This is a genomic window from Streptomyces sp. NPDC104106 (assembly GCF_055584345.1).
Genome location: NZ_JBVJMF010000009.1, coordinates 198,787 through 212,278, shown reverse-complemented (window position 1 = coordinate 212,278; position 13,492 = coordinate 198,787). Strand labels below are relative to the sequence as shown.

Genomic DNA, 13,492 nt, shown 5'->3' with positions numbered 1-13,492 from the left:
GCGCGGGCCGCACAGCACGACAAGGGGGAGGGCGATCGGATGCCGCAGACCGAGACACCGAGCACCGGGGCGGTCACGCGCACCCGGTTGCGTTGGTGGACCGAGCTGCCGCTGCTCTTCCTGGTCTACGGCTGCTACTCGGCCGGCCGTCTCGTCGTCCGCGGTGACGTCCCCTCGGCCGTCGACCACGGCCTGGCGATCCTGCGCATCGAGAAGACCCTGCACCTCAACGCCGAGCACCCGCTCAACCGGCTGTTCACGCGCGAGCCGTGGCTCGGCGTGCCGGCGGACTTCTGGTACGCCTCGCTGCACTACCTGGTCACGCCGGCCATCATGGTCTGGCTGTTCCGGGCCCGCTCCGAGCACTACCGGCGCGCCCGCACCTGGCTGATGACGTCCACGTTCATCGGGCTGATCGGCTTCACACTGCTGCCGACGGCCCCGCCCCGGCTGCTCGCCGCCGGCCAGGGCTTCGTGGACACCATGGCCCACTACAGCTCGTACGGCTGGTGGGGCGGCGACGCCAGCGCCCCGCGCGGGCTGGGCGGCATGACCAACCAGTACGCGGCGATGCCGAGCCTGCACGTCGGCTGGGCCCTGTGGTGCGGGGTGATGCTGTGGCGGTACGGCGGCACGCGCCTGGCGAAGGTCCTCGGCGTCCTCTACCCGCTGGGCACCGCGCTGGTGGTCATGGGCACCGCCAACCACTACCTGCTGGACGCGATCGCGGGCATCGCCGTGATGGGCCTCGGCCATCTGCTGGCGCCCGTGGTGATGCGGGTGCTGGACCTGCTGCGGGCCCGCTTGTTCCCGGGCACCACCCGGGGCGCGCAGGCCGCTGGTTCCCCGATTGTCAGTGGCGGATGCCAGACTTCCGCGGGTGAGCGAATTCCACGGCAGCGCCAGTCGCGGCTCGACGCCGGGGCCCAACCGGACGCCTCCCCCAGCGACGAGGGAGAAGGGGCTGCGGCACCGGCTCGCTGAGCTGCGTGGTCCCGACGTACCGGCCAAGGCCCTGGACGCGCGCGCCCTCGCGGCGCTCGCGGCGAACCCCGGGTGCGCGCGGCGGGCGATCCTGGACGGCGCCGGGGTGGACAAGGCACGGCTGGCGAGCGCGCTGGGCGCGCCGTCCGGTTTCGGGCAGTCGCAGTTCGCGCTGACCCGGGGCAACGCGTTCGAGGCGCGGGTGAAGGCGGACGGCGGCGCGGAACTGCTGCGCCTGGCGCACACCCGGCTCGACCCGGACGCCGAGCCACCGGAGGGCGCCGCCGTGCCCGACCTGACGGCGCACGGCCCCGAGGGGCGTACGGCGCGTACGGCGCTGGCGCTGCGGGAGGCCACGCGCGCGGGCGGCTGGACGCTGCTGGACCATCCGATGCTGGCCCTGGACGTGGCCGGCTCGCTCGCCTTCCTGGAGCCGGACGCGGTGGTGGTGCACCCCGACGGCAGTTGGTCGGTGGTGGAGATCAAGTCCTTCCCGATGCTGGACGGCGCGGCGGACCCGGCGAAGGTCGGCGCGGCGGCCCGCCAGGCGGCGGTGTACGTCCTGGCCCTGGAGGAGGTCGCCGCCCGCCTCGATCCCCCCGCGGTCGTAGGGCACCGGATCCTCCTCGTGTGCCCCAAGGACTTCTCCAACCTGGCGGCCGGCTCCGCCGTGGACGTGCGCAAGCAGCGCGCGGTCACCGCCCGCCAGTTGGCCCGGCTCACCCGGATCGAGGAGATCGCAGAAGCCCTGCCCGAGGGCACCTGTTTCGCGCCCGACCGCAGTGCCGAGGAGCTGACGGCGGCCGTGGCGGCGGTCCCGGCGACGTACGCGCCCGAGTGCCTGTCCGCGTGCGAACTGGCCTTCCACTGCCGGGAGCGCGCGCGTGAGGCGGGCGCCGTCACCCGCCTCGGCCGGCCGCTGCGCGCCGAACTGGGCGGACTGGCCACGGTGGCGGACGTCCTCGCCGCGGCCCGGGGCGTGAGCGGCGACCCGGACGACCCGGCGGTCGCCGCCCTGCGCCGGGCCGCCGCGCTGCGCGCCGAGGCGCTGGAGGGCGCGCGGGACCGGCACTCCGAAGCGGTGGAGGGGGTGGCCGCGTGTCGCTGATCACCACTCTCGCCCGGCTGGAGGCCGTCGACAGCGGCCGGGCGCAGCCCCTCGCGACCGTCCGGCACCGCCATCTGTCCGAGCACCCGCTGGTGTTCGTGCCGCTCACCACCGCCGGTGAGACCGGCGCCCCGCTCGGCGCGCTGGTCGGCACCGACCGGGACACGCCCCGCCTGCTGGTCGTACCGCAGCCCCGCGACCGGGACCAGCGCTTCGGCTTCCTCGCCGACCTGGCCGACGTCGTCCTGCCGTACATCGACGCGTACGCCGAGTCCGTGGAGGCGGCCGAGCGCACGGAGACCGACCCGGAGACCGGCAAGCGGGTCAAAGTCGAGGTGGAGCTGTGCGCGGACGCGCCCCAGCTGATCGTGCCGAGCCGCGCGGGCCTGGACTTCGTACGGCTGCTCGGCCGCTCGATGCGCTTTCGCCGGACGGCCGAGCAGGACCCCGACTCGCCCCATCCCGCGCCGCCGCGCGTGCCGTTGCTGGGCCGCTGGCTGACGCACTACGGCGAGCGGGCGCGGGTCCCCGGCTCCTCGCTGCTGCTCGCCCTCACCGACGTGCTGTCCCGGCACTGGGCGACGGGCCAGTCCAGCCTGGAGGACCAGCACCTGGGCGCACTGCTCGCCTGGATCGACCCCCCGGACGGGATGTCGGGTGCCGAGGCGGCGCGGCGGGCGGAGCTGGCCCGGGACGCCGGCGGCCAGTTGCTGTGCCCGCCGGCCGGACCGGCCACCGACCCGGCGTTCGACAACAAGCTGCTGGCCCCGGCCATCGAGCGCTACGACCGCGCGCGTGCCGCGCTCGCCGCCGCGGAGGACGCCGTGAGCGCCGACGGCCGGCTGGCCGCGCTGACGGCGGCCGAGCGGGAGGTGCGCGAGCTGGTGGCGAGCCGCACCCGGCCGACCTGGGACGCGGTGTGGCGGGGCCTGGACCTGCTGCGGGCGCTGCCGGGAGCCGCGCACGCCGAGGAGCGCTGGCTGCGGGACCGCTGGTCGTTCACGGGCCACCGGGACCGGGTGCTGGCGGGCGAGCCGCCGCAGCCGCGCCGCGACGACGCGGTGACGGCGGCGAACAAGCTGGCCACGCGTGAGCGTGAGCAGGCCCGGCTGGAGGCGCAGGAGGCGCTGGACGACCCGCTGGTGATGGCCGGGCGGCGGCTGGCCGGGGAGGCGTTCGCGGGCGAGGTGACCGACGTCGTCATGGCGTACGGCGAGGGCAGGCGGCCGAGCCCGCGCCCGCTGGTCACGGTCCGCACGGACGACCGGCCGCAGCTCGCCGAGCGGGTGAAGGTGTACCGCTCGCTGGGCGGCAGGCCGCAGTCGGCGGAGGTGGTCGAGGTCATGGGGCCGGAGACCGGCGGGGCGGTCGTGCTGCGGGTGCTGGACAAGATGGGGCGCGGCAAGGAGCCGGAGCCGGGTTCGGTGCCGGAGAAGGGCGACCGGATCTGCTTCACCCTCTTCGAGCACGAGCAGCGCGGGGGCGCGAAGCTGCCGGAGCCGGAGCAGACGCCGTGGACGCACGGGGGCCCGCCGGGCGAGGCCGCACCGGAGGCGCCCGACGCCGTGACGGAGGGGGACATCCTGTGAGGACGACCGGTTTCGACCCTTCGGCCGCGGCGGCGCGCGCCACCGACGCGATCCTGCGCGACACCCTGCGGGGCACCGAGCGGGGCGTGGTCGTGGACTCGCCGCCGGGCGCCGGCAAGTCCACGCTGGTGGTCCGCGCGGCCCTGGAACTGGCCGGCGCGGGCCGCCCGCTGATGGTGGTGGCGCAGACGAACGCCCAGGTCGACGACCTGGTGCGACGGCTCGCCGAGAAGGAGCCCGAGCTGCCCGTCGGCCGGCTGCACAGCAGTGACGCGGACGCCTACGACCCGGCGCTGGACGACCTGCCCCAGGTCCGCACGTCCGCGAAGGCGGCTGATCTCACCGGTCTGCCGGTCGTGCTGTCCACTGCGGCGAAATGGGCGCACGTCAAGGTGGAGGAGCCGTGGCGGCACGCGATCGTGGACGAGGCGTACCAGATGCGCTCGGACGCGCTGCTGGCCGTGGCCGGACTGTTCGAGCGGGCGCTGTTCGTGGGCGACCCCGGGCAGCTGGACCCGTTCGCGATCGTCGGCAGCGAGCAGTGGGCCGGCCTGTCGTACGACCCCTCGGCCTCCGCCGTGACCACACTCCTGGCGCACAACCCGGCCCTCCCGCAGCACCGCCTCCCGGTCTCCTGGCGGCTCCCGGCCTCGGCGGCTCCGCTGGTCTCGGACGCGTTCTACCCGTACACCCCGTTCCGCAGCGGCACGGACCACGGCGACCGCCGCCTGGCTTTCGCCGTGCCCTCGGACGGCTCCGGTCCGGACCGGGTGATCGACGAGGCGGCGCGCTCGGGCTGGGGCCTGCTGGAGTTGCCCGCCCGGCACACGCCGCGTACGGACCCGGAGGCGGTCCGCGCGGTGGCGGTGGTGGTCCGGCGGCTGCTGGACCGGGGCGGCGCGGCCACCTCGGAGCGCTCCGGCGCCCCCACCGCCCTCACCGCCGACCGCGTGGCCGTCGGCACGGCCCACCGCGACCAGGCGGCGGCGGTCCGCGCGGCGCTCGCCGAGCTGGGCGTGCCGGACGTGACGGTCGACACGGCGAACCGACTGCAGGGCCGGGAGTACGACGTCACGGTCGTCCTGCATCCGCTCTCCGGCCGCCCCGACGCCACCGCCTTCCATCTGGAGACCGGCCGCCTCTGCGTCCTCGCCTCCCGGCACCGCCACGCGTGCATCGTGGTCTGCCGCGCGGGCGTGGGCGACCTCCTGGACGAGTTCCCCTCCACCGAACCGGTCCAGCTGGGCACGCTCGTGAAATTCCCGGACGGCTGGGAAGCGAACCACGCCGTCCTGGCCCACCTGGCGGAACACCGGATCAGCTGGCGACCGTGAAACGGTCCACCAGGGCCGCGGGCCCACCACCAGCGCTGCACCACCCGACCCGCCGGCCGGCGACCGTGAAGGCACCGGCGCGGCCGGCGGCGCCACCTGGCGGAACGCCGGGTGAACCGGCGGCCGTGAGGCGGTTCGCCGGGGCTCTTGCGGGGGCGCGGGACAATGGACGGTGGCCCACCTGCAGGCGGTGCCAGCGAACCGTACGAGGAGGAGACAAGACATGGCGGAGCCCACGCCGCGTCGTCACGAACCGCGGCTACGCCCCGCGCCCCTGCTCTTCGAGCCCGCGGAGGCGGCCGCCGATCCGGAGCACTTCTTCGACCTGGAGTCGATCGAGGATCCGCGGGCGCTGCTGGCCCGGGCGACGGAGCTGACGCAGGCGTTCCGCGCGGCGGCCGACCGGGCGGTGGAGTTCCAGGCCATCGCCGCGGCCCAGCTCGCCGACCCGCGCCGCTTCGACCGGCTGACGCCGGCCGACATCGCCGAGCGCGCGGAGTGGACCGAGGACTACGCGAAGAGGATGGTCGAGTTCGGACGGGACCTGATGCGGGGGGACAGCGAGGGGCGGACCACTCCGGACCCCGTGTGACCGTCGGCAGGTCATTCGTCAACCCGTCTGGCATATGCCAGACGGGCAAGATACTCCTCATCCACCCCCGCTGTCCCGGGTTTCCGAAACTCAGGAGAACGGTCCGCTCACGCCCGGTACATCTAGGTGGCATGAGCAGCACACCGAACGTCACCCGCGTCACCCCCGACGGCGTCGCCTGGCTCGCTTCGGCCGCGACGTATCCCCGCAGCACGCTCGCTCACTGGGCGGAGCGCCCCGGCGCTCCCGTCGTCCTGCCCTGCGGCGCCGCCTTCGACGCGGTGAGCGCGCCCGCGATCTTCGGCCGCCGGATGCTGGACCAGCTGTGGGACGAGGGACCGGGCTCGGGCCCGGTCGCGATGTTCCGGGGCCGCATGCTGCTGTTCTGCGCCTCGGGCACGGCCCAGCGACTGCCCTCGCTGCTGGCCTGGGAGGAGTGGGGCTCGCATCGTACGCAGGAGGTTCCGCCGCTGCTGTGCCACGGCACCGGCGACGCGGTGACGGTCCCCGCCCCCTACGGCGACGGTCCCGGCACGAGCGAGTCGCGCTGGCTGGTGGCGCCGGACCAGCGGCATCCCTGGCTGCCGGGCCCGGAGATCGTGCTCTGGGCGGCCGTGCGGGCGGCGAGGGCGGCGGTGCGGATATCGATTTTTCCTCCCGCCGACCAGGATGCTAAGGTCTACGACGTCAGCAGGCGCCGCTAGCTCAGTTGGTTAGAGCAGCTGACTCTTAATCAGCGGGTCCGGGGTTCGAGTCCCTGGCGGCGCACGCGAATGAAGGACGGCGGGTCCGATTCGAAAGAATCGGACCCGCCGTTCTCGTATCCCCACGCCGGTCCACACGCCCCGCTCCGCACACGACGACCGGCGCTCAGCCCTCGTCCCTCAGCCCCGGCGTGATCCGCACGGTCCACGCTCCCGACGCCGTCCGGCCCTCCACCTCCACCTTCACGCCCTCCCCGGGCACGGTGAAGCTCTCGCCGAGGGCGACCGGGGCGTCCGCGAGGGGCGGGTAGACCGAGTTCTCCCAGCAGGCCTCGGTGTGCGGGTGGGCGTCCACGACCTCCACCGGGCCGTCGCCGGACTCCGCGCCGCCCCTGATGCGGTACACGAGCACGCCCTGCTTGCAGGCGGCCCGGTCATTGCCGGCCGCGCTGCGCACCTCGAAGGCCAGGGCGCTGTCGGCGCCGGTGCGCACGACCGCCAGCTTCACACCGTGCCCGAGGCCGAAGGCGGGGGCACCCGCCGGGCCCTGCACCGGGACGCCGGGCCCGGCCTCCAGCGGCTCCAGCGTCAGCCGGGTCGGTCCCGCGCCGCGCACGCACACCACCTGGCGCGGATCCAGCCAGCCCAGCTTCCACTTGTGCCAGGCGAACAGGTCGGAGGCCAGGCCGAACTGGCTGCCCATCAGGTCCCAGTCGCCGACGTAGGTGTCCCAGTCGCCCTTGCCGTCGACCGGGCGGTGGTAGAGGTCGGGCAGGTCGAAGACGTGCCCGGTCTCGTGGGCGAGGACCAGGCGGTCCGGCGGGTGCTTCTCGAAGACCGTGACGACCCGGCGGACGTCCGTGCCGTCCACGCGCACGGGCGTGTCGAGGTTCACGACCTTCGTGGCGTCGGAGTCGACACCGGGCGCGTCCGGGTCGGCGACGAAGTACACGACCTGGTAGCGCGAGAAGTCCACCTGCGGGTCGGCCGCCGCGAACGCGTCCCGCAGGTAGGCGCCGCGGTCCTCGGCGCTCCAGTCGCGCTTCATGGCGTACGCCGAGGAGGGCTTCGGCATGCGCAGCCAGTGGTCCAGCGGGTGCGGGCGCAGGGTGAAGCGGCCGTAGGAGGCCTGGTCGTAGTAGCGGCTGGTGGCGGGGAAGTGATCGGCCGTCAGTTCGGCGGGGGTCGTGCGCGGGGTGGCGTCCGGGAAGGAGAGGAAGACCAGCACGGCGTCGAGGGTGCCGGTCGGGCGGGCGTAGTCCGGGCTCCAGGTGTCGACGCCCTCCGAGTGGTGGGCATCGGTGCGCCGCAGGGCGCAGGGGGCGGTGGAGAAGGGCTCGGCGACGGAGGGACCGCTGAGGATCGAGGTGGCGGCGAGCGCCGACAGCGTGGTGCACACGGCGGCGGTGCTGCGCAGCTTGGGCACGGACTTGACCTCCGGACGCGGTTCACGGGACCCGCTTTCCAGACTGGTGCTGTTTGTTACCGCATGCCCTGTTTGTCTGCACCGGAAGGGTGAGCGCGCCCTCCAGCGCTCCGGCGTGCCCCGGCGCTCGACACCCCGGTTCACTCACGGAACGTCACAACTGGTCCGGGGCCTGAAGAACCCGTCCAGGTGCGGGCAGAAACGATCTGTCAGAACCCGTGCTCGATCCTGGAGACTGGAGAGTGGCTGGAAGGGCCCGGGGACAGCCTCTATGATCGGCACACTTTCCGGCACGGACAGGCACGGACAGGCACGGACAGAGATCGAGTGCACTGCGGGAGCGAGCGGTGAGCGGAACGTCCGAAGGGCCGACGCCCGCGGCAGACCTCGACCGGTCAGCCGTCACAGACAGTGACCACACCACCTACCACCGTGTCTTCGCGGCCGCCCCGCTCGCCATGGCCGTCGTGGACCGCGCGGGGCTCGTCGCCCACGCCAACACGGCGTTCGGCGAGCTGCTCGGCCGGTCCGCGGACACCCTCACCGGCCGGAGCGCCGCCGAACTGGTCGACCTGGCCTCGGACGCCCGCAGCTGGCATGCCTACCGCGAGGTCCTGCGCGGGCGGCAGGCCCGGCTGCGCTGCACCCGCCGGCTCAAACACCCCGAGGGGCACTCGGTGTGGGTGCAGGTCACCGTCTCGCCGCTCACCGGGGCGGGGCCCGGCGTACCGCTCCCGGACGGAGAGCCCGGAGTGCTGCTGTCGGTCGCGGACATCAGCGCCCGCCGTGAACTCCAGGCACGGCTGCGGCACTTGCAGATGCACGACCCGGTGACCCGGCTGCCCAACCGCACGCTGTTCTTCGAGCGGCTCTCGGCCGCGCTGGAGGCGGACCCCGAGGAGCGGGGCGGCACCGGCCGGATCGGCCTGTGCTACCTGGACCTCGACGGGTTCAAGGCGGTCAACGACACCCTCGGCCACCGCGTCGGCGACCGGCTGCTCGCGGCCGTCGCCGAGCGCCTGACCCGGGTCGCCGACGAGACCGGCTACGCCCGCGCCGCCACTCCCCTGGTGGCCCGGCTCGGCGGCGACGAGTTCGCGCTGCTGGTCGAGGACTCCACCGGCACCGAACAGCTCGCCGAGCTCGCCGAGTCGGCGCTGAAGGCGCTGGAGGACCCCTTCGACCTGGCCGGGCAGCGGCTGTCCCTGACCGCCTCGATCGGGGTCGTGGAGCGCCACGCGGCCGGTACGACGGCCACCGGCCTGATGCAGGCGGCGGACACCACGCTGTACTGGGCCAAGGCCGACGGCAAGGCCCGCTGGACGCTGTTCGACCCCGAGCGCAACGCGCACCGGATGACCCGCCAGGCCCTGTCCTCCACCCTGCGCCCGGCCATCGAGCGCGGTGAGTTCGCCCTCGAATACCAGCCGTTGGTGGGGATGGAGGACGGGCGGCTGTCCGGGGTCGAGGCCTTGGTGCGCTGGCATCATCCGCAGTTCGGCACGCTGACGCCGAATCGGTTCATCGGACTGGCCGAGGAGGACGGCTCGATCGTGCAGCTGGGCCGCTGGGCGCTCGGCACCGCCTGCCGGCAGGCCCGCCGCTGGCAGCTGGACCACCCCGGCGAGCCGCCCATCTTCGTCAGCGTCAACGTGGCCGTACGGCAGGTGTGGGACTCCGACCTGGTCGCCGACGTGGCGGCGGTGCTCGCCGAGACCGGGCTCGCTCCGCACCTGCTGCAGCTGGAGCTGACCGAGTCGGCGGTGATGGGCTCGGCGGGCCGCCCGCTGCAGGCCCTGCAGGCGCTCAGCGACATGGGCGTGCGCATCGCCATCGACGACTTCGGCACCGGCTACTCCAACCTCGCCTACCTCAGCCGGCTGCCGGTCTCCACGCTGAAGCTGGACGGCTCCTTCGTGCGCGGCTTCCAGTACGAGGGGGACCAGAAGGCGATGGCCCCCAACCCCGCCGACGAGGTCATCGTCGAGGCGATGATCCAACTCGCCCACCGCCTCGGCATCACGGTCACCGCCGAGTGCGTGGAGACCTCCGCGCAGGCCACCCGGCTGCGCCGGATCGGCTGCGACACCGGACAGGGCTGGCTGTACTCGCGCCCGGTGCCGCCGGATCGTATCTCCGAACTGCTCGCCACCGACGCCTGCCCTCAGCCCTGACCATCGCCATCCTCGCCGGCGCCGGCTCCGTGACCGGCCTCGACTGCTCGATCGTGAGGGTGGGTGGCCGCGGACCGTCCGCTGGTGACGGCGACGGCCGTGCCGCGTCAGGCGCTCGGCAGGCCGTAGGCGTCGGCGATCAACTCGTAGGAGCGCAGCCGCAGTTCACCGCGGTGGGCATGGGAGACGAGCATCAGCTCGTCGGCGCCGGTGCGCTTGTGCAGGTCGTCCAGGCCGGCGCGGACCTCGTCGGCGGCGCCGTGCACGATGTTGGCCGTCCAGGAGCCGATGAACTCCTCCTCCGTGGGGCTGAACCCGTGCTTCTCGGCCTCCGCCGGATCGGGGAAGAGGCCGGGGCGGCCGGTGCGCAGCCGGAGCATGTTCAGGGCCATGGCACGGGTCTGGCGACGGGCCTCGCGCGGGTCGTCGGTGGCGAGGGTGGAGACGCCGATGAGGGCGTACGGCTCGTCGAGGACGGCGGACGGGCGGAAGGTCTCCCGGTACAGGTCGAGGGCCGGGATGGTGTTCTGGGCGGAGAAGTGGTGCGCGAAGGCGAAGGGCAGGCCCAGCATCGCGGCGAGGCGCGCGCTGAAGCCGGACGAGCCGAGCAGCCAGACCGGCGGCCGGTGCGGGGACTGGACGCCGCCGGGAGTGGTCGCCTGGACGGGGCCCGGGATCGCGTGGATGCGGGCGTACGGATGCCCCTCGGGGAAGTCGTCGTCCAGGAACCGGATCAGCTCGGCGAGCTGCTGCGGGAAGTCGTCGGCGCCCTCGTTGAGGGTGTCGGTGCGGCGCAGCGCGGCGGCGGTGGCGCCGTCGGTGCCGGGCGCCCGGCCGAGGCCGAGGTCGACGCGGCCCGGGGCCATCGCCTCCAGCGTGCCGAACTGCTCGGCGATGACGAGGGGCGCGTGGTTGGGCAGCATGACGCCGCCCGAGCCGAGCCGGATGCGGTCGGTGTGGGCGGCGAGGTGGGCGAGGATCACGGCGGGCGAGGAGGAGGCGACGCCCGGCATGGAGTGGTGCTCGGCGACCCAGTACCGGTGGAAGCCGCGGGCCTCGGTGTACTTGGCCAGCGCCACGCTGGTGCGCAGGGCGTCACCGGCGGTGCTGCCCGCGCCGACGGTCACCAGGTCCAGTACGGAGAGGGGGACGGGGGCGCTGCCGAGCGTCGTGCCCCGGATCTCGTCTGCCTCGTCTGCCGACACGGTGTGGCCTCCTGTTTGTGGCGTGGACTGTCCATCCGGGCCGTAACGGGAGGCAGTCTCCGCTTATTCCCGGCAACGTCGGAGACGCGGGCACGGGGACACGCGCGGCGGGGGCTCACCGACGGGGCGGGGACTCGCAGGCGGGACAAGCGCGGCGGGGGCGGAGACGCACAGGCAGGAAACACGTAGGCGGGCAGAGACCCGCCGACGGACACACGAGGCGCGGGCCGCGGACCCACGACCAGGACACGCATGGGCGACCGGAGACCCGCAGGCGGGACACGGACAGGCGGCCGCCCCAGACGGACATCGCGGCGCGGGCCCGAGCCCCCAGCCCGGACACATCCAGGCGGACAGAGCCCCGCAGACACGACACGCACAGGCGACCGCCCCCTGGATATGCGGCGCGGCCCGAAGCCCCCCGACGGACATGCGGCGCAGCCCGGACACTCGCTGACCGGGACGCCCGCAAGCGGCCCGAGCCCCACCCACAACCAGGGCACCCCCACGCACGGTCATGCACAGGCCGTCGGACACCGCGGACCGCCAAGACGGGCCGCCGGAAGCCGCCGAAAAGGGACAGCGCGGCCCAGGGCCGGAGCCGCGCACCGCGCACCACCAGGACAGGCACGGCCGAGCGCACCAACGGGACACGCACGGCCGGAGACGCACCGCGGGACACACAGCGACCGAAGACCTACCACCGGCACACACTGCGACCGGAGATCCACCACCGGCACGCGCAGGGGCGGACGTACGGGCGGCTCAGCGGCCGGGCGGGCGGGCCCTTGTCAGACCTGGACGATGGGCTCGCGGGTGAAGAGCTTTCCCAGCGTCGGCGCGTTCACCCGCCGGTCCGCGAGCCTGAGCCCCTCCCACACCGTCACCTGGTTGGCCGTGAGCACCGGCTTGCCCAGCTCCTTCTCCAGCAGCGGCAGGTACGCGGCCGTGTGCAGGGCCGTGTCCGGCAGCAGGACCGCCTGCGCGCCGGAGTCGTCCGCCGCGCGCGCCAGCGCCAGCACCTCCGCCTCCCCCCACGTGCCGACCTCCGCCGCCGTGACGATCCCGGACGCGCGCACCCCGGTCACCTCCAGTCCCCCGGCCCGCAGGAAGTCCGCGAACAGCGCGGCCACGTCCTCCGGGTAGGTCGCGCCGACGGCGACCCGCCGTGCCCCGATCTCCTGGGCCGCGTGGACGAAGGCGAACGACGTAGAGGAGGCGGGCATCCCGGAGACCCGGGCCAGGGCCCGCACCTGCTCCCGGGCGCCCTCCCAGCCGCGCACGAAGCTGCCGCTGGTGCACGCCCACACCACCGTCTCCACGCCCGTGCGCCGCAGCTCCTCCACCCCCGCCGCGAGCCGCCCCTCCGATCCCATCTCGCGCAGGGCGTCCACCCGGTGCGCGTCCTCGCCGATGTCGGTGTGGACCAGGTCCAGCCGGATGTCGCTGCCGAGGAGCTGCTCGATGCGCGGGTAGTCGTCCTCGCCGGAGTGGCCCGGGTAGAGGAATCCGAGTGCGGTCATGACCGTCCTTTTCAGTGTTCCTGCGTCTCTTCCGGCAGTACGGGGGGCCACGCGCGCGCCGACTCGTCGAGCAGCGCCTGATACGGCCCCACGGCTCGGGTACCCAGCCTGCGCAGTGCCGCCCACATCGTGACCTGGTTGGCTGACAGCACCGGGATGCGCAGCTCGGCCTCCAGCTGGGGGATCACGTCGTACGTCGCAAGATTGGTGCAGGAGATGAACAGCGCGTCGGCGCCGCCGGGGCGCACGGCCTGGCGGGCCATGGCGACCACGTCCCGGTACGGCACCTGCCAGATGTGCCGGGTCAGCCCCATGAAGGCGCACCCGGTGACCCGCACCCCCGCCTCGGCGACGAACTCCTCCAGCACCCGGGTGACGGACACCGTGTACGGCGTGACCAGCGCGACCCGGCGTACGCCCAGCTCGGCCAGCGCCTCCAGCAGGGCCCCGGAGGTCGTCACGGACGGCGGCGCGCCCGCGAGGCTCATCGCCGCGCACATCGCCCGCTCCCCGGCGATCCCGCCGACGAAGCTGCCCGAGGTGCAGGCGTAGGCGACGACCTCGGGGGCGACGGCGGTCAGCGCGCGCACGGCGTCGCCGAGGGTCTCGTGCTCGCTGACCAGCCGGGCCAGGTCCAGGCTCACCTCGACCGGCACGTACGGGGTGCGGGTCAGATGCAGCGACACCTCGTCGGGCACCCAGCGCCACAGCTCCCGGTCGAGGGCGAAGTCAAAAGGGGCGACGACTCCCACACCGCGCTGCGGGCGGGGTCCGCCGAGAAAGGAGACGTCCATGGCAGGCACCGGCCTCACGGTGAGCGGACGGGTGGGCAACGGGTGGTGACTGCGCCCGT

Annotated in this window: 11 protein-coding genes and 1 tRNA gene; 8 read left to right on the top strand and 4 right to left on the bottom strand. The window is 74.1% G+C overall.

Annotated elements, in window-relative coordinates; translation table 11 throughout:
- Positions 1-39 precede the first annotated feature (39 nt).
- The 7 genes from ACZ60X_RS22640 to ACZ60X_RS22610 all read left to right on the top strand — a co-directional run bounded on the left by ACZ60X_RS22640 (position 40) and on the right by ACZ60X_RS22610 (position 6,375).
- Entirely contained in the window at positions 40-984 is a 945-nt protein-coding gene (locus tag ACZ60X_RS22640; RefSeq protein ID WP_469601225.1) for a phosphatase PAP2 family protein, read from the top strand.
- Complete coding sequence (locus ACZ60X_RS22635) at positions 881-2,092, top strand: hypothetical protein (RefSeq protein WP_469601223.1); 1,212 nt, start codon at positions 881-883, stop codon at positions 2,090-2,092. The genes ACZ60X_RS22640 and ACZ60X_RS22635 overlap by 104 nt, the downstream gene beginning before the upstream one ends.
- On the top strand, positions 2,083-3,681 hold the full coding sequence (locus tag ACZ60X_RS22630) for a hypothetical protein (protein ID WP_469601220.1): 1,599 nt from the start codon (positions 2,083-2,085) through the stop codon (positions 3,679-3,681). The genes ACZ60X_RS22635 and ACZ60X_RS22630 overlap by 10 nt, the downstream gene beginning before the upstream one ends.
- On the top strand, positions 3,678-5,015 hold the full coding sequence (locus ACZ60X_RS22625; RefSeq protein ID WP_469601217.1) for an AAA domain-containing protein: 1,338 nt from the start codon (positions 3,678-3,680) through the stop codon (positions 5,013-5,015). Before ACZ60X_RS22630 ends, ACZ60X_RS22625 begins: the two co-directional genes overlap by 4 nt.
- Before the next feature lie 223 nt (positions 5,016-5,238).
- A complete protein-coding gene (locus tag ACZ60X_RS22620; protein WP_469601215.1) occupies positions 5,239-5,607 on the top strand; it encodes a hypothetical protein in 369 nt (122 codons plus the stop codon).
- Positions 5,608-5,738: 131 nt separating this feature from the next.
- On the top strand, positions 5,739-6,311 hold the full coding sequence (locus tag ACZ60X_RS22615) for a hypothetical protein (RefSeq protein ID WP_469601212.1): 573 nt from the start codon (positions 5,739-5,741) through the stop codon (positions 6,309-6,311).
- Positions 6,302-6,375: transfer RNA gene (locus ACZ60X_RS22610), tRNA-Lys, on the top strand. Before ACZ60X_RS22615 ends, ACZ60X_RS22610 begins: the two co-directional genes overlap by 10 nt.
- 102 nt (positions 6,376-6,477) lie before the next feature.
- Here the strand turns inward: ACZ60X_RS22610 and ACZ60X_RS22605 are convergent.
- Positions 6,478-7,737, bottom strand: coding sequence for a M6 family metalloprotease domain-containing protein (locus ACZ60X_RS22605; protein ID WP_469601209.1), 1,260 nt, complete (start codon positions 7,735-7,737; stop codon positions 6,478-6,480).
- A 347-nt stretch (positions 7,738-8,084) separates the two neighbouring features.
- Here ACZ60X_RS22605 and ACZ60X_RS22600 point away from each other — a divergent pair, with 347 nt between their 5' ends.
- Positions 8,085-9,911: a putative bifunctional diguanylate cyclase/phosphodiesterase gene (locus ACZ60X_RS22600; protein ID WP_469601207.1), complete on the top strand. Its 1,827-nt coding sequence runs from the start codon at positions 8,085-8,087 to the stop codon at positions 9,909-9,911.
- Positions 9,912-10,018: 107 nt separating this feature from the next.
- Here the strand turns inward: ACZ60X_RS22600 and ACZ60X_RS22595 are convergent, their stop codons facing one another.
- The 3 genes from ACZ60X_RS22595 to ACZ60X_RS22585 form a co-directional block, all read right to left on the bottom strand.
- Positions 10,019-11,116, bottom strand: coding sequence for an LLM class flavin-dependent oxidoreductase (locus ACZ60X_RS22595; RefSeq protein ID WP_469601205.1), 1,098 nt, complete (start codon positions 11,114-11,116; stop codon positions 10,019-10,021).
- 791 nt (positions 11,117-11,907) lie between these two features.
- On the bottom strand, positions 11,908-12,639 hold the full coding sequence (locus tag ACZ60X_RS22590) for a maleate cis-trans isomerase family protein (protein WP_469601203.1): 732 nt from the start codon (positions 12,637-12,639) through the stop codon (positions 11,908-11,910).
- Positions 12,640-12,650: 11 nt separating this feature from the next.
- Positions 12,651-13,433, bottom strand: a complete 783-nt coding sequence (locus tag ACZ60X_RS22585; protein WP_469601590.1) for a maleate cis-trans isomerase family protein — start codon at positions 13,431-13,433, stop codon at positions 12,651-12,653.
- Positions 13,434-13,492: the final 59 nt, after the last annotated feature.